The 19,324-nt window shown below is 68.4% G+C and carries 21 protein-coding genes and 1 pseudogene; 13 read left to right on the top strand and 9 right to left on the bottom strand.

Going from position 1 to position 19,324, the window contains the following annotated elements:
- Positions 1-4: 4 nt before the first annotated feature.
- From ACW7GZ_RS01505 to miaB, 5 genes and pseudogenes are all read right to left on the bottom strand, one after another.
- On the bottom strand, positions 5-883 hold the full coding sequence (locus tag ACW7GZ_RS01505) for an HlyC/CorC family transporter (protein WP_457001509.1): 879 nt from the start codon (positions 881-883) through the stop codon (positions 5-7).
- Between the two features lie 55 nt (positions 884-938).
- The gene (gene ybeY / locus ACW7GZ_RS01500) at positions 939-1,427 is read right to left on the bottom strand and encodes an rRNA maturation RNase YbeY (RefSeq protein ID WP_457001511.1); all 489 of its coding nucleotides are present in this window, start codon (positions 1,425-1,427) and stop codon (positions 939-941) included.
- A 10-nt stretch (positions 1,428-1,437) separates the two neighbouring features.
- Positions 1,438-2,463 (bottom strand): PhoH family protein, encoded by a 1,026-nt coding sequence (locus ACW7GZ_RS01495; protein WP_457007457.1) that lies wholly within the window; start codon positions 2,461-2,463, stop codon positions 1,438-1,440.
- Positions 2,464-2,601: 138 nt separating this feature from the next.
- Positions 2,602-2,871 carry a hypothetical protein gene (locus ACW7GZ_RS01490; protein WP_457007455.1) on the bottom strand — a complete coding sequence of 90 codons (270 nt, stop codon included), beginning with the start codon at positions 2,869-2,871 and terminating at the stop codon, positions 2,602-2,604.
- A gap of 9 nt (positions 2,872-2,880) precedes the next feature.
- A pseudogene (miaB, locus tag ACW7GZ_RS01485) lies at positions 2,881-4,278 on the bottom strand (tRNA (N6-isopentenyl adenosine(37)-C2)-methylthiotransferase MiaB); the annotation flags it as partial.
- Between the two features lie 434 nt (positions 4,279-4,712).
- Between miaB and ACW7GZ_RS01480 the strand changes: the two are divergent.
- The 6 genes from ACW7GZ_RS01480 (at position 4,713) to ACW7GZ_RS01455 (ending at position 9,629) form a co-directional block, all read left to right on the top strand.
- Positions 4,713-5,609, top strand: a complete 897-nt coding sequence (locus ACW7GZ_RS01480) for a transglycosylase SLT domain-containing protein (RefSeq protein WP_457007953.1) — start codon at positions 4,713-4,715, stop codon at positions 5,607-5,609.
- A gap of 150 nt (positions 5,610-5,759) precedes the next feature.
- Positions 5,760-6,395, top strand: a complete 636-nt coding sequence (gene petA, locus ACW7GZ_RS01475; protein ID WP_457001517.1) for a ubiquinol-cytochrome c reductase iron-sulfur subunit — start codon at positions 5,760-5,762, stop codon at positions 6,393-6,395.
- A gap of 3 nt (positions 6,396-6,398) precedes the next feature.
- The gene (locus tag ACW7GZ_RS01470) at positions 6,399-7,658 is read left to right on the top strand and encodes a cytochrome b (protein WP_457007453.1); all 1,260 of its coding nucleotides are present in this window, start codon (positions 6,399-6,401) and stop codon (positions 7,656-7,658) included.
- Positions 7,651-8,403 (top strand): cytochrome c1, encoded by a 753-nt coding sequence (locus tag ACW7GZ_RS01465; protein WP_457001520.1) that lies wholly within the window; start codon positions 7,651-7,653, stop codon positions 8,401-8,403. Before ACW7GZ_RS01470 ends, ACW7GZ_RS01465 begins: the two co-directional genes overlap by 8 nt.
- A gap of 16 nt (positions 8,404-8,419) precedes the next feature.
- Positions 8,420-9,055 carry a glutathione S-transferase N-terminal domain-containing protein gene (locus tag ACW7GZ_RS01460; RefSeq protein ID WP_457001522.1) on the top strand — a complete coding sequence of 212 codons (636 nt, stop codon included), beginning with the start codon at positions 8,420-8,422 and terminating at the stop codon, positions 9,053-9,055.
- Positions 9,056-9,080: 25 nt separating this feature from the next.
- Positions 9,081-9,629, top strand: coding sequence for a ClpXP protease specificity-enhancing factor (locus ACW7GZ_RS01455; protein WP_457001524.1), 549 nt, complete (start codon positions 9,081-9,083; stop codon positions 9,627-9,629).
- Between the two features lie 29 nt (positions 9,630-9,658).
- Here ACW7GZ_RS01455 and ACW7GZ_RS01450 read toward each other — a convergent pair whose 3' ends face one another.
- Positions 9,659-9,991, bottom strand: coding sequence for a DUF3301 domain-containing protein (locus tag ACW7GZ_RS01450; RefSeq protein WP_457001526.1), 333 nt, complete (start codon positions 9,989-9,991; stop codon positions 9,659-9,661).
- 79 nt (positions 9,992-10,070) lie between these two features.
- Here ACW7GZ_RS01450 and ACW7GZ_RS01445 point away from each other — a divergent pair, with 79 nt between their 5' ends.
- A complete protein-coding gene (locus tag ACW7GZ_RS01445) occupies positions 10,071-10,586 on the top strand; it encodes an FHA domain-containing protein (protein WP_457007451.1) in 516 nt (171 codons plus the stop codon).
- A gap of 6 nt (positions 10,587-10,592) precedes the next feature.
- Here the strand turns inward: ACW7GZ_RS01445 and nadC are convergent, their stop codons facing one another.
- Both nadC and ACW7GZ_RS01435 read right to left on the bottom strand, forming a co-directional pair.
- On the bottom strand, positions 10,593-11,447 hold the full coding sequence (nadC, locus tag ACW7GZ_RS01440; RefSeq protein WP_457001529.1) for a carboxylating nicotinate-nucleotide diphosphorylase: 855 nt from the start codon (positions 11,445-11,447) through the stop codon (positions 10,593-10,595).
- Positions 11,444-11,713, bottom strand: a complete 270-nt coding sequence (locus tag ACW7GZ_RS01435; protein ID WP_457001531.1) for a Trm112 family protein — start codon at positions 11,711-11,713, stop codon at positions 11,444-11,446. The genes nadC and ACW7GZ_RS01435 overlap by 4 nt, the downstream gene beginning before the upstream one ends.
- A gap of 57 nt (positions 11,714-11,770) precedes the next feature.
- Between ACW7GZ_RS01435 and purE the strand changes: the two genes are divergently transcribed.
- Positions 11,771-12,277 carry a 5-(carboxyamino)imidazole ribonucleotide mutase gene (purE, locus tag ACW7GZ_RS01430; RefSeq protein WP_457001533.1) on the top strand — a complete coding sequence of 169 codons (507 nt, stop codon included), beginning with the start codon at positions 11,771-11,773 and terminating at the stop codon, positions 12,275-12,277.
- A gap of 40 nt (positions 12,278-12,317) precedes the next feature.
- On the top strand, positions 12,318-13,472 hold the full coding sequence (locus ACW7GZ_RS01425) for a 5-(carboxyamino)imidazole ribonucleotide synthase (RefSeq protein WP_457007449.1): 1,155 nt from the start codon (positions 12,318-12,320) through the stop codon (positions 13,470-13,472).
- Positions 13,473-13,574: 102 nt separating this feature from the next.
- On the opposite strand, the gene ACW7GZ_RS01420 is transcribed toward ACW7GZ_RS01425, so the two are convergent.
- Entirely contained in the window at positions 13,575-14,162 is a 588-nt protein-coding gene (locus ACW7GZ_RS01420) for a Fe-Mn family superoxide dismutase (RefSeq protein WP_457001535.1), read from the bottom strand.
- Positions 14,163-14,235: 73 nt separating this feature from the next.
- Here ACW7GZ_RS01420 and grxD point away from each other — a divergent pair, with 73 nt between their 5' ends.
- The 4 genes from grxD (at position 14,236) to ACW7GZ_RS01400 (ending at position 19,296) form a co-directional block, all read left to right on the top strand.
- The gene (gene grxD / locus ACW7GZ_RS01415; RefSeq protein ID WP_457001537.1) at positions 14,236-14,562 is read left to right on the top strand and encodes a Grx4 family monothiol glutaredoxin; all 327 of its coding nucleotides are present in this window, start codon (positions 14,236-14,238) and stop codon (positions 14,560-14,562) included.
- Positions 14,559-15,317, top strand: a complete 759-nt coding sequence (locus ACW7GZ_RS01410; RefSeq protein WP_457007447.1) for an SDR family NAD(P)-dependent oxidoreductase — start codon at positions 14,559-14,561, stop codon at positions 15,315-15,317. Before grxD ends, ACW7GZ_RS01410 begins: the two co-directional genes overlap by 4 nt.
- Positions 15,314-15,913 (top strand): YhgN family NAAT transporter, encoded by a 600-nt coding sequence (locus tag ACW7GZ_RS01405; RefSeq protein ID WP_457001540.1) that lies wholly within the window; start codon positions 15,314-15,316, stop codon positions 15,911-15,913. The genes ACW7GZ_RS01410 and ACW7GZ_RS01405 overlap by 4 nt, the downstream gene beginning before the upstream one ends.
- A 152-nt stretch (positions 15,914-16,065) precedes the next feature.
- Positions 16,066-19,296 (top strand): TonB-dependent receptor, encoded by a 3,231-nt coding sequence (locus tag ACW7GZ_RS01400; RefSeq protein ID WP_457007445.1) that lies wholly within the window; start codon positions 16,066-16,068, stop codon positions 19,294-19,296.
- Positions 19,297-19,324 lie beyond the last annotated feature (28 nt).

Here is a 19,324-nt window from a genome sequence, read left to right as displayed (position 1 = left end):
GGACTCAGTCGCCATGGATCGACAGGTGCAGCGCATGCAGCCGGCGCGCGTCGGCGCTGGCGACGCGGAAGCTGAACCGGCCCAGCGTCAGCTCCTCGCCGGTTTCAGGCAGGTGGCCGATGGCGGCAGTGACCAGGCCGCCGATGGTGTCGTACTCGTCGTCGTCGAAGTCGGCGCCGAAACGCTCGTTGAAGTCGTCGATCGGGGTCAGCGCGTCGACGACGTACTGGCCGTCGGCCTGGGCGGCGATCTGCGCGTCAGGATCGTTGGCATCGTCGTGCTCGTCGTCGATCTCGCCGACGATTTCCTCGAGCACGTCCTCGATCGTGATCACGCCGGCCACGCCGCCGTACTCGTCGATCACGATCGCCATGTGGTTGCGCGACTGGCGGAACTCGCGCAGCAGCACGTTGAGCTTCTTCGACTCCGGGATCAGCACCGCCGGGCGCAGCAGCTCGCGCACCGTGCCCGGGCCGTTGTCGGCGACCACGCCGCGCAGCAGGTCCTTGGCCAGGAGGATGCCCAGGATCTCGTCCTTGTCGTCGCCGTGCACCGGGAAGCGCGAGTGGCCGGATTCGACCACGTCCTTCATCAGGTCGATGAAGCGGGATTCGACCGGCAGCGAGACCATCTGCGAGCGCGGGACCATGACGTCGCCCACGGTCATGTCGGACACCGCGATGGCACCTTCCATCATGCGCAGGGTGTCGGCTTCGACCAGGCCGTCGGCCTGGGCATCGCGCAGCAGCTCGACGAGGTCGTCGCGCGTGCTGGGATCACCGGAAATCGCGGAGCTCAGGCGCTCCAGCCAGCCGCGGCGCCGTTCCGGGTGATCCGGAGTGGCACCGTTGTTGCCCTGGCTACTACTGTCGTCTTCGGACATCTCGCTCGTGTCATCGCCCTGGGGGAAGGGCGGCCCTGCAGTTTACCGCGTCCGCTCAGGCCGCGCGGTAGGGATCGTCGATGCCCAGTCCGGCCAGGATGTCCCGCTCCAGTTGCTCCATCGCCTCGGCCTCGACGTCGTTGCCGTGGTCCCAGCCCAGCAGGTGCAGGCTGCCGTGGACGGTCAGGTGGGCGTAATGGGCGGCCAGCGGCTTGCCCTGTTCGCGGGCCTCGCGGGCGATGACCGGAGCGCAGAGCACCAGGTCGCCCAGCAGCGGCATGTGCACGCCGGGGGGCAGCTTGATGTCTTCGTCAAGCTCGGCCGGGAAGCTGAGCACGTTGGTGGCGTAGTCCTTGCCGCGGTAGTGGCGGTTGAGGGACCGGCCTTCCTTCGCGTCCACCAGGCGGATGGCGAGGTCGGCCTCGCGGATGCGTCCGGCCAGCGCCGCGGCCACCCATTTGCGGAAGCTCACCGCCGCCGGCAGCCCGGCGCGGGGCAGGGCATAGCCAACGGCGACATCGAGGCGGACCGGACCCTTGGTCATGGGCGGCAGTCTACGCCGGGCCGCTGGACGCGTCCTGCGCGTCGCGGCGCTCGTAGGCGTTGACGATGCGCGCCACCAGCGGATGGCGGACCACGTCGCGCGACTCGAAGAAGGTGAAGCTGGCGCCTTCAACGTCGTGCAGCACCTCGACCGCGTCGCGCAGGCCCGACTTCACCGACTTCGGCAGGTCGATCTGGGTGAGGTCGCCGGTGACCACCGCCGTGCTGCCGAAGCCGAGCCGGGTCAGGAACATCTTCATCTGCTCGATGGTGGTGTTCTGGGCCTCGTCGAGGATCACGTAGGCGTCGTTGAGGGTGCGCCCGCGCATGTAGGCCAGCGGCGCGATCTCGATGACGTTCTTCTCCAGCAGCCGGAGCACGGTTTCCACGCCCATCATTTCGTAGAGCGCGTCGTACAGCGGGCGCAGGTAGGGATCGACCTTCTGCGACAGGTCGCCGGGCAGGAAGCCGAGCTTCTCGCCGGCCTCGACCGCCGGACGCACCAGCACCAGGCGCTGCACGCGCGATTCGTTGAGCGCCTCGACCGCGCTGGCCACGGCCAGGAAGGTCTTGCCGGTGCCGGCCGGGCCGATGCCGAAGTTGATGTCGTGGGTGGCGATCGCGTGCAGGTACTTCTGCTGGTTCGCGCCGCGGCCGCGGATGGTGCCGCGCTTGACCCGGATCGCGACGTCCTGGGGCACGAAATCCGGGTCGGCGTTGCGCGCGGCCCGGGCGCTGCTGCCGGCGTCCTGGTCGTCCTGGGCGGCGCGGACTGCGTTCAGGCGCAGGTTGATCGCGTGGCCATCGAAGGTTTCGGTGCCGGCTTCGCCATAGAGGTCGTGCAGCAGGCGCTCGGCGCCATCGACGCGCCCGGCATCGTCGCCGGTGACGCGGAATATGTTGCCGCGATTGGCGATCTCCACGCCAAGCGCCAGTTCGATCTGGCGCAGGTGGCCGTCGAAGGGCCCGCTGAGGTTGGCCAGCCGTTCGGTGTCGGCGGGTTCGAGGGTGAAGTCGCGCTGGTGTGTGCTGGCCATAGGCGGGGAAGGGTAGCGTGCCGCCCGTCCCGGGACCATGGTCGCGCTGTGACGGGTGGCTGGGCGCTGCACCGGGGATTGCGCCGGCGCACCCTGGCCCGGCTGGCTGCCGGACCCGATCCACGGCCCGGCCGATGCTTACCGCGGCGGTGGACGGTCCGTCCGGCCAGGCTGGGGGCGGGCAACGACCGGCAGGCCGCGCGCCAGCAGAACGAAGCCGATCACGGCCATCAGCAGCGATCCGCCAAACCAGATCCAGCCAACGGCGCCGGCCGCGCCGCCGTCGCGCACCAGGTACATCCAGGTGCGCGCCAGGCCCAGGATGGCCAAGCCGCAAAGCCACAGCCCCAGCGGGTCGAGCCGCCTGCGCGGTGGCGGCGCGTCCGCGTGCTGGCGCCGCGGGGCCACGGCGTCTCCTCAGGCCCCGACCGGTGCTTCGGCGGATGCATCGACCGTGGCCACCCGGCCGCGCAGCGAGTTGCTGAGTGCGCCGGTGATCAGCACGTCGACGAACTGGCCGACCAGTCGCGGCGGGCCGGCGAAGTTCACCGAGCGCATGTTCTCGGTCTTGCCGGTGAGCTCGTTCGGGTCCTTGCGCGACGGTCCGGTGACCAGCACCTTCTGCACGCTCCCGAGCATCGCCCGCGAGATGCCCGCGGCGTGGTCGTTGATGCGCGCCTGCAACCGAGACAGCCGCGCGTGCTTTTCCGCGGCCGTCACCTTGTCTTCGAGGTCGGCGGCGGGCGTGCCCGGGCGGCGCGAATAGATGAAGGAGAACGACTGGTCGAAGCCCACCTCCTCGATCAGCTTCATGGTCTTCTCGAAGTCGGCGTCGGTTTCGCCCGGGAAGCCGACGATGAAGTCGGACGAAATCGAGATGTCGGGCCGCACCGCGCGCAGCCTGCGGATCTTCTGCTTGAACTCCAGCGCCGTGTAGCCCCGCTTCATCGCCGACAGGATGCGGTCGCTGCCGGACTGCACGGGCAGGTGCAGGTAGTTGGCGAGCTGCGGCACGTCGCGGTAGGCCTCGATCAGTGAATCCGAGAACTCCAGCGGATGCGAGGTGGTGAAGCGGATGCGGTCGATGCCCTCGATCTCGGCGATTGTGCGGATCAGCAGGCCGAGGTCGGCGAACTCCGGCCCGCCCGCTGTCGGGTCACCGCCGGAATCCCCGTCCGCGGCGTCGGCCGCGGCGATCGGCCCGCGATAGGCGTTGACGTTCTGGCCCAGCAGGTTCACCTCGCGCACGCCCTGCGCGGCCAGCTGCATGACCTCGACCAGCACGTCCTCGAACGGCCGGCTGACCTCCTCGCCGCGTGTGTAGGGCACCACGCAGAACGAGCAGTACTTGCTGCAACCCTCCATGATCGAGACGAAGGCGCTGGGGCCATCGGCGCGCGGCTCGGGCAGGCGGTCGAACTTCTCGATCTCCGGGAAGCTGATGTCGACCTGGGGCAGGCCGGTCTCGCGGCGCCCGCGGAGCATCTCGGGCAGCCGGTGCAGGGTCTGCGGGCCGAACACCAGGTCGACGTACGGCGCGCGCTTCACGATCGCCGCGCCCTCCTGGCTGGCGACGCAGCCGCCGACGCCGATCAGCACCGGACGGCCGCCCTGCTTGAGCGACTTCCAGCGGCCCAGCTGGCTGAACACCTTCTCCTGTGCCTTTTCGCGGATCGAGCAGGTATTGACCAGGATCACGTCGGCTTCGTCGACGTTCGTGGTGAGTTCGAGTCCGTCGGAGGCGGCCAGCACGTCGGCCATGCGCGCCGAGTCGTACTCGTTCATCTGGCAGCCGTGGGTCTGGATGAACAGCTTGCGGGCGGGCGCGGCGGCGGCTTCGGGCGTGGAGCCCGGCGGGGTCTTGGTGGTCATGGTGGTTCCGGGGCACGGCGGTCAGTCCGGGCCGGATGGCAGATGCGGAGCCGCCAGTCTAAACCCCGCGAAAGCCACGCCGCAGCCCCGCTGTTGCAGGAGCTGCAGCCGCGAATGCGCCAAAGCCCCTCTGGCCCGGTCCTGTAGGAGCAGCTATGGCTGCGAAACGGGCGCCGCGGTCATCCCGAGGTGGGTCGGTACCCCTCAGGCAATGGCCGGAGGGGCGGTGGGTGGCCGTTTCCTTGGGTATGGTCACGGTTTCAGGCCTTGGCAAGGCCGCCTCAAGCATGGAGACTGCGCGCGATGGAGGGGCGGGGATGAATCGCTACGGCAAATTCACGGGTTTCGCCTGCGCGGCGACGATCGGCCTTGCCTGCATGGCGGCGGCCGGCCCGGCCGTGGCCGGCACCATCTACCGCTGCGACGCCGGTGACGGCGTGGCGAGCTATGTCAGCAAGCGCATCAAGGGCGCGAGCTGCACCGTTGCCAGTACCTACCGGCCCAGCCGACCGTCCCGTCCCAGCCAGCCGTCCACCACGCCGGGCGCCGTCGGGGCGGTGAACGCATCGACCGCGGTCCAGGGATCGCCCGCCTCGCTGGATGCCAACGCGCCGGCCAGCTTCATGGGCGCCGGTTCCACGGCACCCGCGGTGGTGCAGGTTCCGTCCGCGCCCTCGTCGGGCAGCGGCGCGCGGCGCCTGGTCCAGGGCCAGGTCTACTCCTACGTCAAGGACGGCGTGCGCCACTACACCAGCCGCAAGCCCGCTGGCGGCGGCGGCGCCTCGGCGCTGCGCACGATCAGCTACAGCTTCTTCGAAACCTGCTACGCCTGCGGCTCACCTGGCCTGAACTTCGGCAACGTCCGCCTCAACACCAGCGCCTACGATGCCGAGGTCAAGGCGGCGGCGACGGAGTTCGGTGTCGAGGAAGCGGTGATCCGCGCAGTGATGCATGCAGAATCCGCCTTCAACCCGAATGCGCTGTCGCGCGTCGGTGCCCAGGGCCTGATGCAGCTGATGCCGGCCACCGCCGACCGCTTCGGGGTCACCAATGCCTTCGATCCCGCGCAGAACATCCGCGGCGGGGTCCGGTATCTGGCCTGGTTGCTCAAGCGCTTCAACGGCGACCTGACCCTGGCCGCTGCGGGCTACAACGCCGGCGAAGGCGCGGTCGATCGCCACAAGGGCGTGCCGCCGTACAAGGAAACCCGGCGCTACGTCGAGCGCGTGGGCGTCCTTGCGGCTCGCTATCGGGGGCAGTTGGCGGCCAATTGAGCGGCCGGCGTGGCGGAACCGCGTGTTCCACGTTGTCCCCTGAATCGGCGTTCCGCTACACTTCATTGTCTTTGGCGGCGGGCCGGCAGGCCGGGCCCCGCCGGGACAGCGACTTACACATGGCGACCGTACGATTTTTCGGAGTGGCGGATGGGCAATGAAGGGGTTCTGGATCCTGTCGAGGGGGGCACGGTCGATCATGGCCGCCGCCGCTTCCTGACAGCCACCACTGCGGTGGTCGGCGCCGCGGGCGCCGGCGTGGCCGTGGTTCCATTCGTCAAGACCTGGTTCCCGAGCCAGCGCGCGCAGCTCGCGGGCGCGCCCGTGACCGCGGACATCAGTGCGCTGGCCGAGGGCGAGCGCCTGGTGTTCGAGTGGCGCGGCCAGCCGATCTGGATCGTCAAGCGCTCGCAGGAAGTCCTGCAGTTGCTGCCGACGCTGGACGACCAGCTGCGCGATCCGATGTCCGAGAACATCGAGCAGCAGCCGGAGTACATCCGCGAGGCGAACCCCGAACTGCGCTCGCTGAAGCCGGAGATCTCCGTGCTCGTGGGCATCTGCACCCACCTGGGCTGCTCGCCGGAAATGGTCGCCGAGATCCGCCCGGCACCGTTCGACGCCAACTGGAAGGGCGGCTACTTCTGCCCCTGCCACAAGTCGAAGTTCGACATGGCCGGCCGCGTCTACCAGGGCGTGCCGGCACCGACCAACCTCGTGGTGCCACCGCACCATTTCGTCGACGACAACACCATCGTCATCGGCGTCGATCCGCAGGGGGCCGCGTAAGCCATGTCGAACGTGATCACGCGAACCGCCAACAACCTGATGGACTGGGTCAACGAGCGTGCGCCCGGCATGATGCCGATGTACCGCAAGCACATGACCGAGTACTACGCGCCGAAGAACTTCAACTTCTGGTACTACATGGGCTCGCTGGCCATGCTGGTGCTGGTCAACCAGCTCGTCACCGGCATCTTCCTGACGATGCACTACAAGCCGTCCGCGGCCGAGGCCTTCTCCTCGGTCGAATACATCATGCGCGACGTCGAGTGGGGCTGGCTGATCCGCTACATGCACTCCACCGGCGCCTCGCTGTTCTTCATCGTCGTTTACCTGCACATGTTCCGCGGGCTGATGTACGGCAGCTACCAGAAGCCGCGCGAGCTGGTGTGGATCCTCGGCATGCTGATCTACCTGGTGCTCATGGCGGAGGCCTTCCTGGGCTACGTGCTGCCCTGGGGCCAGATGTCGTTCTGGGGCGCGAAGGTGATCATCTCGCTGTTCGGCGCGATCCCGATCATCGGCAACGGCCTGGTCGAATGGATCATGGGCGACTACCTGCCCAGCGATGCCACGCTCAACCGCTTTTTCGCGCTGCACGTGATCGCGCTGCCGCTGGTGCTGCTGCTGCTGGTCGTGCTGCACCTGGGCGCGCTGCATGAAGTGGGCTCGAACAACCCCGACGGCGTCGACATCAAGAAGGGCCCCAAGGGCAACCGTTGGGACGCGAACAAGCCGGCCGACGGCATCCCGTTCCACCCCTACTACACGGTCAAGGACCTGGTGGGCGTGGGCTTCTTCCTGATGATCGCGGCCTTCATCATCTTCTTCGCGCCGGCCTTCGGCGGCTGGTTCCTCGAGCATGACAACTTCACCGAGGCCAACCACCTGGTGACGCCCGAGCACATCAAGCCGGTGTGGTACTACACGCCGTACTACGCGATGTTGCGCGTGGTGCCGGACAAGCTCGGCGGCGTGCTGGTGATGTTCGGCGCCATCGCGATCCTGTTCCTGGTGCCCTGGCTCGACCGCGCCAAGGTCAAGTCGTATCGCTACCGCGGCCTGATGTCGAAGGTGCTGCTCGGCCTGTTCGCGCTCACCTTCATCTGGCTGGGCAAGATCGGCGCCGGCCCGGGTACCGACCCGGTCGAGACCATCATCGGCCGCTTCCTGACCTTCTTCTACTTCGCCTTCTTCATCACCATGCCGCTGTGGACGAAGCTCGACAAGACCAAGCCGGTGCCGGATCGGGTGACCACGCATGACTAAGCCCATGACCCTCATCAGCCGCGTCGCGGTGTTCGCGGCCTCCATGCTGCTCTCGTTCTCGGCCCTGGCCGCGGCCGGTGGCCCGGTGCAGCACGCCGGTACCGACCTCAGCGACAAGGCGTCGCTGCAGCGTGGCGCGCAGCTGTACATGAACTACTGCTCCTCCTGCCATTCGCTGAAGTACCTGCGCTACTCGCGCATGGCAGAGGACCTCGGGCTGACCGAAGACGAGGTGATGGCCAACCTCAACTTCACCGGCGCCGCGTTCGGCGAGCAGATCCTGACCGCGATGCCGGCCGAGCACGCCGGCGACTGGTTCGGGACCGTGCCGCCCGACCTCAGCCTGACCTCGCGCGTGCGCGGCGGAGACTGGATCTTCAGCTACCTCAAAGCCTTCTACATCGACGAGGAGCGTCCGCTTGGCTGGAACAACACCGTGTTCCCCAACGCGTCGATGCCGAACGTGCTGTGGGAAATGCAAGGCATCCAGCGCCCGATCTACGGTGGCAAGGACGAGGCTACGGGCGATCCGCTGATCGATCGCCTGGAAGTGGCATCGCCGGGCACCATGGATCCGCTGCAGTTCGACCAGGCTGCGCGCGACATCACCGCGTTCCTCGAGTACGCCGGTGAGCCGGTGGCGGTCAAGCGCGAGGCGATCGGCGTGTGGGTACTGCTGTTCCTCGCATTCTTCACCTTCCTGGCGTGGCTGCTGAAGAAGGAATACTGGAAGGACGTGCACTGAAGGGAGTTGTTCGATGATGGCAGCGAGTCCGCGCATGCGTAATGCACTCACGCTCTTTTCCTCCGCCGATGATGTCCTGTGCCACCGCGTGCGGCTGGTGCTCGCGGCCAAGGGCGTTACCTACGACCTGATCACCGTCGATCCCAAGGACCCGCCCGAGGACCTGCTCGACCTCAATCCCTATCATTCGGTGCCGACCCTGGTGGAGCGGGACCTGGTGCTGTACGCCTCGAGCGTGGTCACCGAGTACCTGGACGAGCGTTATCCGCATCCGCCGCTGATGCCGGTCGATCCGCTGTCCCGCGCGCGGCTGCGCCTGGCGATGCTGCGCCTCGAGCACGACTGGGTGCCCGAGGTGCGCATGATCCAGACCGGCACCAAGGCCCAGGCCGATGCCGCGCGCAAGCGCCTGAAGGACTTGCTGACCGCGTCCGTGCCGTTGTTCAAGGCCTACAAGTTCTTCCTCAATCCCGAAATGAGCCTCGCCGACTGCGCGATGGCGCCGATCATCTGGCGCCTGGAAGCGCTTGGCGTGCCGCTGCCGAAGGATGGCAAGGCGATCGAGGACTATGGCAGCAGGATTTTCCGCAACCCCGGGTTCACGCGCAGCCTGACCCCGCAGGAGCGCCATCTGCGCGAGCTGCCGGCCTGACCCCGGCTCGCGGTAGAATCCGGGCATGAATGACGTGTCCCGGATGACCAGCCACCGCCCCTACCTGCTGCGGGCGCTGTACGAATGGATCGTGGACAACGGGATGACGCCCCACCTTCTGGTGGATGCGCTCGGTCCCGGCGTGCGCGTGCCCCCCCATACCGTGAAGGACGGGCGCGTGGTGCTCAACGTCGCCGAGCGCGCGGTCTCCCGATTGCACATGGACAACGAGGCGGTGAGCTTCACCGCGCGCTTTGGCGGTGTCAGCCATCCGGTGACGGTGCCGGTCGGCGCAGTGCTGGCCATCTATGCCCGGGAGACCGGGCAGGGCATGGCGCTGCCCGATGACCAGGTGGGCGGTACCGCAGGCGGCACGGACGGCGATGCGGCGGGCGCCGACGAAGATGTCCGTGGAACGTCCGGTAGCGAAGTCGTGCTCGGCGTGGTGCCCGGCGGCGTGGATGACGAAGCCCCGCGCGAGGATCGCGGCGGCGACGGAAGCGATGACGGCGACGGTGACGACGATGGTTCACCAACCCCGCGCCGCGGTGCGCACCTGCGCGTGATCAAGTAGGCGATCCGTCAGGGCCAGGTCGGCGTGGCTCAGTCGTCGCCCTGCAGGCTGGACGCCACCGCCGGTGCCGGGCCGGTGAACGACACCAGCCGGTTTCCGTGGAAGACCATGCGGCCGCGCTGGCGGTCGGTGCCATCGTGCGAATACTCGAAGCGGAAGCTCCGCTCCAGCCCGAGTCGCCCGTCGCTGCGGCGGCGCAGGCGCGACCCGATGGCATGCACGGTCTGGTCGAGCAACTGCACGCCGGCAGTACGGCAGGCGGCGCGGCCGACGTCGATGGCGTGTTCGCTGGCCGCGCGGGCCGCGTTCCACCACGCGTAGGCGATGGCGCCGGCTATCATTAGCAGGATGAGACTGGGCATGGCTGTGCAATCTGGGGCCAACCCGCAGTTTGAGCAAGCCTTTGCGCGGGCTTCACGCACCACATCCCAGTTTCCACCTATGAACAGCCTCCGCAACGCAGATGAAACCCTCGACCTGCCGACGCCGTCACCGATCGCGCGCGCGGCAACCACGGCCACCGTCGTGCGTCCGGCGCTGCCGCGCTACGTGCTGCGCGGCGTGGCTGGGGCGGGCTTCGGTCGCACATTCCCACTGGTGGGGCCAACGGTGCTCGGCCGCGCGCCGGACTCCGGGATCCACCTCGATCACCCGGGGATCTCACGCCAGCACGTTCGGCTGACGCCGACCGCGGAGGGCCTGCTGGTGGAAGACCTCGACTCCACCAACGGCTGGCTGCTCAACGAGGAGCCGCGGCAGCGCGCCTGGGCGCAGCATGGCGACGAGCTGGGCTTCGACGTGCTGCGCTTCCGCGTGGTGGCACCGGGCGCTGCGGTCGAACGCCCACGGCCGGGGCGCAAGCCAAGGCGTGCGGCGGGGGGCTCCGCAGTATCCGCATGGTGGTGGGTCGCCGCGCTCGCCGTGCTGGCCGCGGCGGCGTGGCTGTTGCTGCGCTAGCGCCAGCTAGGCCGGAACCGGCCCGAGCTTCAGCGAAAGGTCGATTGCCTGCACATGCTTGGTCAGGCCGCCGATCGAGATGCAATCGACGCCGTCGGCGGCGATCGCGCGCAGTGAATCCAGGTCGACCCCACCCGACACCTCGAGCGGAATCCGGCCCGCCGTGATGCGCACCGCCTCGCGGCGGGTGTCGGCGTCGAAGTCATCGATGAGGATGCGGTCGCAGCCGGCCTCGAGCGCGTCGCGCAGCTCGGCCAGGGTCTCGACCTCCACGATCAGCGGTAGCCGCGGCTGGCTGGCGCGCGCGGCCGCGATGGCCGCGGCGATGGAGCCGGCGGCGCGCACGTGGTTTTCCTTGAGCATCACCGCATCGTGCAGGCCCATGCGGTGGTTGTCGCCGCCGCCCACGCGTACCGCGTACTTCTGCGCGATGCGCAGGCCGGGCAGGGTCTTGCGGGTGTCGAGGATGCGCGCACGGGTGCCGCGCACGGCTTCCACGTGTGCGGCCACGGTGGTCGCCGTGCCGGACAGCGTTTGCATGAAGTTGAGCGAGGTGCGCTCAGCGCTGACCAGGGCGCGGGTGCGGCCCTGGAGCGTGGCCAGCACGGTGCCGGCGCGTACGTGGTCGCCGTCGCTGAAGCGCCAGTCGATGGCGATCTCCGGGTCCAGCGCGCGGTGGCAGGCGTCGAACCACGGCCGGCCGCAGACCACGGCGTCCTCCTTGCACAACAGGTAGGCCGATTCCGGTGCGTCCGGAAGCAGGGCGGCGGTGACGTCGCCGCTGCCGATGTCTTCGGCCAGCGCGCGCTCGACGTCGGCGGAGACGATGGCGGCGTCCGGACCGGTGCCGACGGCGCTCATGCGCCCGGGAAGCCGCCGACCTGCGCGGTGGCGATCGCGTCCTCGGCCAGCAGCACCGGGATGCCGTCGTCGATGCGGTAGACGGTGCGGCGATCGCGGGTCACCAGGGCTTCGCGCAGTGGCTCGGCCTGCACGGCCTCGTCGCCGCGCTGCACGCCACCGGCGTTGATGGCGCGGTTCAGCGCGTCGAGCCCTGCGGGTTCCAGCAGCGCCAGCGGCTGGCGGCTGGCGGGGCAGACGAGGATGTCGAGCAGCTTGCGGTCCATGGCGGTACGTCGCGGCGTGGGGCCGCTAGAATACGTCTTTGCCACCGGGGACGGCCAATGACCGCCACCAACAGTCCGCCCGTCGTCGGCGTCGTGATGGGTTCGCGATCCGACTGGGACACCATGCAGCACGCGGTGCAGAAGCTTGAAGAGTTCGGCATCGCGCACGAGGTGCGCGTTGTTTCCGCGCACCGCACGCCCGACGTGCTGTTCGAGTACGCGGCCGGCGCGCGCGACCGCGGCCTGAAAGTGATCATCGCCGGTGCCGGCGGCGCTGCGCACCTGCCGGGGATGATCGCGTCCAAGACGCCGCTGCCGGTGCTGGGCGTGCCGGTGCAATCGAAGGCGCTCAACGGCATGGACTCGCTGCTGTCGATCGTGCAGATGCCGGCCGGCGTGCCGGTGGCGACGTTCGCGATCGGCAATGCCGGCGCGGCCAATGCGGCGCTGTTTGCCGCGGCGCAGCTTGCCGCGGCGGGCGACGCGGACGTCAGGGCCGCGCTGGATGCCTTCCGCCAGCGCCAGACCGATGACGTCGCCGCCGGCGACGACCCGCGCCGATGAGCGCGGGCGTCCGGCCGGCTTCCGGCGCGAGGTGCGTGCGATGACCACCGTCGGCATCCTTGGCGGCGGTCAACTGGCGCGGATGATGGCCCTGGCCGGCGCACCCCTGGGCCTGCGCTTCTCGGTGATGGACACCAGCGCCGACGCCTGCGCCGGACAGCTCGTGCCCCTGCTGGTAGGTGACTACCGCGACGCAGGGGTGCTGGCGGAATTCGCGTCGGGCATCGACATCGCCACCTTCGATTTCGAGAACGTGCCCGCCGAGTCCGCGCAGTGGCTGGGCGAGCGGGTGCCGCTGTTCCCCAACCCGCGCGCGCTCGGCACCAGCCAGGACCGGCTGGCCGAGAAGACCCTGTTCCGCGAGCTCGGCATCCCGGTGCCCGGCTACGTGCCCGTCGATACCCGCGCCGACCTCGACGCCGCGGTGGCCGAACTCGGCGTGCCCTGCATCCTCAAGACCCGGCGCCTGGGCTATGACGGCAAGGGCCAGTACCGGATCCGCGCGGTAGCCGATGCTGCGTCGGCCTGGGAGGCACTTGGTGCCCAGGCAGTGACCGTGGGCCTGATCCTCGAGGCCTTCGTGCCCTTCGAGCGCGAGCTGAGCGTGGTCGCCGTGCGCGGCCGCGATGGCGAGTTCCGCACCTGGCCGCTAACCGAAAACTGGCACGTCGATGGCGTGCTGTCGGCCAGCCTTGCGCCGGCGCGCGTGGCGCCTTTGCTGGAGGCCCGCGCGGTGGAGTACGCCCGCGCGTTGGCGGAAGCGCTGGATTATGTCGGCGTGTTCGCGCTGGAACTGTTCTGCCGGGATGGCGAGCTGCTGGCCAACGAGATGGCGCCGCGAGTGCACAACTCAGGCCACTGGACGATCGAAGGCGCCGAGACATCGCAGTTCGGCAACCACCTGCGGGCCGTGCTCGGACTGCCGCTGGGCGCAACGCGCGCGCTGGGCCGGAGCTGCATGCTCAACTGGATCGGCGAGATGCCGGACCCCGTCGCGGTGCTGGCCGAGGCTGGCGGACACTGGCACGACTACGGCAAGGCCGCGCGTCCCGGGCGCAAGGTCGGCCATGCGACGCTGCGCGCTGACGGGGATGCGGAGCTGGCCGATACGTTGGCGCGCGTCGGCGCCGTGCTGGGCCGCGAGTCCCAGGTGGAACCCGTCATCGCCCGCCTGCGAAACGACCCGGCCCCATAGATTCCCGGGCCCTCAGCATGATGTAGGAGCAGCCCTAGCTGCGACCCGCGTCATGTTGGAGCAGCTATAGCTGCGATGGCGAGGTGTCCCGCCGCGCGGGGGCTATTTGAGGTTCGAGGCGACGAAGGTCCAGTCGACCAGGTTCCACGCGGCTTCGATGTAGCGGCCGCGGGCTTCACGGTGGTCCAGCAGGTAGGCGTGCTCCCACAGGCTCAGGGTCAGCAGGGGCCGATCGTCGCCGGTGAGCGGCGAGGCGGTGTTGGCCGTCAGTGCCAAGGTGAGCGAGCCGTCCGGCCGCTGCAGCAGCCAGATCCACCCCGACCCCTGCAATGCGCAGGCCATCGCCGCGAAGCGCTGGCGGAAACGCGCCATGTCGCCAAACCTGCGCACGAGTGCATCGGCCAGTTCACCCTGCGGCTCGCCGCCGCCGCCGGCCGCGGCAGGTTTCAGGCAGCGCCACTGGAACGCCAGGTTCCAGGCCTGCGCCGCGTGCTGCTGCAGCGCGCCCTGGGCGCGGCGCACCAGTTCATCGAGCGTGGCCGTACCCATGCCCGCCGCTGGCGCCAGGGCGTTGACGGCTTCGACATGGGCACGATGGTGGCGACCGTGGTGGAGGTCGAGGGTCTCGCCCGAGATGTACGGCTCGAGCGCGGTGCGGTCCCAGGGCAGGGCGGCAAGTTCAATGGCCATGGACGCTACAATAGCGCGATCCCCATCACGCGCTGCGTGGCCACGGCCCGCTGCACACCACGTCGGAGCCCCCATGGCCATCGTCGAAAAGATCCAGGCCGAAATCAGCGGCCACCCCATCGTCCTGTTCATGAAGGGTACGCCGCAGTTCCCGATGTGCGGCTTCTCCAGCCGCACCGTGGGCGCGCTGCGCGAAGCCGGCGCCGACATGGCGACCCTGCACAGCGTCAACGTGCTCGAAGACCCCGAAGTCCGCGCCAACCTGCCGCGCATTTCCAACTGGCCGACCTTCCCGCAGCTGTTCATCAACGGCGAGCTGATCGGCGGCTGCGACATCACCATGGAGCTGTTCGAGTCCGGCGAGCTGGCGCGCATGGTCGCGGAGACGCAGAAGGCGTGAGTACGCCCCCGGCCGCCGCGGAGGCGCCCGACGCGCCGGCCGCACTGGCCGGGCGCGTGGTGCTGGTGACCGGTGCCCACGGCGGCCTGGGCGCGGCCGCGGCACACGCCTGCGCGCGCGCGGGTGCGACCGTGGTCCTGCTTGGTCGCAAGGTACCCAAGCTCAACCGCGTGTACGACGCGATCGCGCGCGACCCGGCCGGGCTGCCGGAACCGGTCAACTATCCTTTCGACCTGGCCGGGGCGGACTACGGCGACCATGTCGAACTTGCCGGGCGCATCGGCGCCCAGTTGGGCCGGCTGGACGGCATGCTGCACTGCGCCGCCGACTTCACCGGCCTGACTCCGCTCGAACACACCGATCCGGGTCACTTCGCCCGCATCCTGCACGTGAACCTCAGCGCGCGCTGGTGGCTGACCCAGGCCTGCCTGCCGCTGCTGCGCGAGGCGCCGGATGCCTCGGTGGTGTTCGTGCTCGACGACGAAGCGCCGGCCGCCTACCGCGGCGCCTACGGCATCGCCCAGCACGGCCAGCGCGCCCTGCTCGACACCCTGCACGCCGAACACAGGAACGGCACCGTGCGTTTCCACGGCCTCCGCCCCGGCCCTTTGCGCACGCCGCTGCGCGCGCGCGCCCACGCGGTCGATGAAGACCGCCGCGCCCGCGATCCCGCCGCCGCCGCCGCTGCCTGCGTCACCCTGCTGTCGCCCGCGGGCACGGCCCATCGCGGGCAAGCCTGGGCGCCGCGCGCATGACCATCGCGTCCGCGGCCCTGCTGCTGTTCCTGATCCTGGATCCGCTGGGCAACATCCCGGTGTTCCTCAGCATCCTGCGCAACCTGCCGCCCAAGCGGCAGCGCATCGTCCTGGCGCGCGAGCTGCTGATCGCCCTGGGCGTGCTGATGGTCTTCCTCTGGGTCGGCAAGCACGCCCTGGAGGTCATGCACCTGCGCCAGGAATCGGTGTCGATCGCCGGCGGCATCGTCCTGTTCCTGATCGGCATCCGGATGATCTTCCCGCCGCCCGAGGGCCTGATGGGCGAACTGCCGGGCGGGGAGCCTTTCATCGTCCCGCTGGCCGTGCCGCTGGTCGCCGGGCCGTCGGGCATGGCGGCGGTGATGCTGATGGGCACCCGTGAACCCGACCGGCTTTGGGAATGGAGCCTGGCGCTGATGATCGCCTGGGGCGCGACTGCGGCCATCCTGTTCTGCGCGCCCTACCTGTACCGGCTGCTCGGCGCCCGCGCCCTGACCGCCGTGGAGCGCCTGATGGGCATGCTGCTGGTGGCGATTTCAGTGCAGATGCTGCTCGACGGCCTGGCCAGCTATCTGGTCAGCATGCGCCCGGCCTGAAGTCGTCATCCGGCTGTCATATAGCCGGACTACCGTGTTAATCTGTTGTTAACCGCTGCCGCTCCGGCGGTCGCGGCGTGATCAGGACAACCCGAGTTTTTCCTGCCGTGCCCCGGGGTGCGGTCCGTTTACTTGCCACCAAGAGTCCAGCCATGACCCGTCGCAACGTCTTCCGTGTGTCGAAACTTTCGCTCGGCCTGATCGCCGCGCTTGCCGCCGCACCCGTCTTCGCCCAGAGCGGCACGTCCGCCGGCGTGGGTGGTGTCGTCCTTGGAAGCGACGGCCTGCCGGTCACCAATGCAGAAGTCACCATCGTCCACGTCGAGTCCGGCACCACCAGCCGCGTGACCACCGACGCGAGCGGCCGCTACAGCGCCCGGGGCCTGCGCGTGGGTGGCCCGTACGAGATCATCATCACCAAGGCCGGCGCCGGCACCAGGACTCAAGACAATGTCTTCCTCGGCCTGAACCAGGCCAACACCGTCAACGCCCAGCTTGCCGGTGACGTGACCACCCTCGCCACCGTGACCGCGGTCGGCGTGGCAGGTGGCTCGGAGATCTTCAGCGCCAACAAGATGGGCACCGGCACCAACCTGGACAACGCGACCATCGAAGCGCTGCCCTCGGCCAGCCGCAACATCCAGGACTACATCCGCCTCGACCCGCGCATCTCGCAGGTCAGCAAGGCCGATGGCTCGATCTCGGCCGGTGGCCAGAACTCGCGCTTCAACGTGATCCGCATCGACGGCGTCAGCAACTCCGACCCGTTCGGCCTTGAAGCCAACAACATGCCGACCGAGCGCCAGCCGGTCTCGATGGACGCGATCGAAGAAATCCAGATCGACCTGGCCAACTACGACACCACCATCTCCGGCGGTACCGGCGCTGTGGTCAACGCCGTGACCAAGTCGGGCACCAACGAATTCCACGGCAGCGCGTACTACGCCCTGCGCGACGGCGACTGGGTGCGCAGCGACCTGCGCGGCGTCGAGTTCAACGGCTTCGACAAGGAAGAGACCTACGGCTTCACCTTCGGTGGCCCGATCATCAAGGATCGCCTGTTCTTCTTCGCCAACTACGAGCAGTTCAAGCGCGCGCGCCCGGGCACCAGCCTGTCGGGCACCCCGTACGGCGACGGTGACATCACCGATGCCGACATCGCCCGCGTGATCGCCGCCGCCAACAGCTTCGGCTTCGATCCCGGCACCATGAATCCGCCGAGCATTTCCGAGACCGACATCGAGGAATACGCGGTCAAGCTCGACTGGAACATCAGCGACAACCACCGCGCGGCCCTGCGCTACAGCAAGACCGAGGAAATCGTGCCCAAGCTGGTCGGCTTCGGCGGCAGCAGCATTTCGCTGTCGAGCTACTGGTACGACCAGAACAAGACCTTCGAGAGCACGGTCGTCGAGCTGTTCAGCGACTGGAGCGACAACTTCTCCACCGAATTCAAGGTCTCGCAGCGCGACTACTCGTCGATCGCCGCCACTTATGCGGACCTGCCGACCATCATCATCAACAACGTCGGCGCGGGCCAGGACACCATCAACCTCGGCACCGAGCGCAACCGCCACGTCAACGTGGTCGACACCGAGCAGCTGACCGTGTTCGGCGCGGGTACCTGGTACGTCGGCGACCACACCCTGAAGTTCGGCTTCGACTACGAAGACAACGACATCCTCAACTTCTACGGCCGTGACGTGAACGGTGCGTGGACGTTCGACAGCCTCGACGCCTTCGAGGCGGGCGAGGCGCTGAACTACCAGCTGCGCGCGCCGCGTGCCGGCGGCAGCATGGCCGACATCCCGGCGGCCTACTCGTTCGAGAACCTCGGCCTGTTCGTGCAGGATTCCTGGGCGCTCAACTACAACCTGACCCTGATGTTCGGCGTGCGCGTGGACATGCCTGATTTCGGCAACTCGCCGATCTACAACCAGCGCATCCAGGACATCTACGGCCTCGACAACTCGGTGACCGTCGACAAGAAGCTGTGGCAGCCGCGCTTCGGCTTCAACTACACCTTCGATACCGAGCGTCCGACCCAGCTGCGCGGCGGCGTCGGCCTGTTCCAGGGTGGCAACCCCAACGTGTGGCTCGCCGGTCCGTTCCAGAACACCGGCCTGAACTTCGACTCGTACAACATCAGCGGCCCGGGCGTCCCGGACTTCGATCCAAGCGTTCCGCCGTCGATCCCGACCGGTGGTGCCGCCGCCGCGCCGCGCATCACCGCCGACATCATGGAGCCGGGCCTGGCCCTGCCGTCGATCTGGAAGGCCAACCTGGCGTTCGACCACGAGCTGCCCTGGTACGGCCTGGTGGCATCGGCCGAGCTGCTGGTCACCAAGAACAAGAACGCCTTTTGGTTCGACCGCATCGATATCGGCAGCCCGACCCACTACGGCCAGGACGGCCGCGCGATGTACTGGAACGAAGCCGGCTACAACCCGGACAGTATCTCGGGCAATGGCATCAGCAACGGCCGCAACGGCGCAGGCAACCGCGCCAACAAGCACCCCGAGGTCGACCAGGCCATCGTGATCCGCAACACCGACAAGGGTTCGGCCCGCCAGCTGACCGTTGCGCTGTCCAAGCCGATGGTCGACCAGTGGGCCTGGACCTTGGGCTACACCTACACCAGCGCCAGCGAGTTCAGCCCGGCGACGAGCTCGCAGAACTCGTCGAACTGGAACAACACCATGGTGTTCAACTCCAACGACCCGGTCAGCTACAACTCGCGCTATGCGATCAAGGATCGCTTCACCGCGGCCGTGACCTGGCAGAAGGCGCTGTTCGGCGACAACATGACCACCGCGGGCCTGTTCTATGAAGGTCGCTCGGGCCGTCCGTTCAGCTACATCTACTACAACGATTTCAACGGCGACAGCGCCGGCACCAACGACCTGTTCTACGTGCCCGCCGGCCCCGGCGACGTCGAATGGGCCGGAAATGCCAACATGACCCCGGGCCAGATGGAAAATGCGTTCTTCGACTGGATGGCCAGCGAAGCCCCCGAGCTGCAGCGCTTCCGCGGCGAAGTGGCCCCGGCCAACGCGTTCCGCAGCGACTGGACCAACAGCTTCGACGTCCGCGTGAGCCAGGAAATCCCGATGTTCTTCGAAGGTCACAAGGCCGAAGTGGCCCTGGACATCATGAATATCGGCAACCTGATCAACAAGGACTGGGGCCTGATCGACGACTACGGCTTCTACTCCACCCGCCGCGTGGCCAACTACGCGGGCATCAACCCGGAGACCGGCAAGTACGTCTACAACTTCACCGGCTCCACCGACAACTCCGGCATCCAGGAGAACAACGGCGACGGCATCAATACCGCTGTTTCCCGCTGGTCGGTCATGCTGAGCGTCAAGTACAAGTTCTAAGCGGCGACGCACAGCGATACACGGAACG

Source organism: Luteimonas sp. A537, assembly GCF_054052065.1.
Note: the sequence above shows the minus strand (reverse complement) of the source record. Positions and strands in the feature narration are given on the sequence as shown.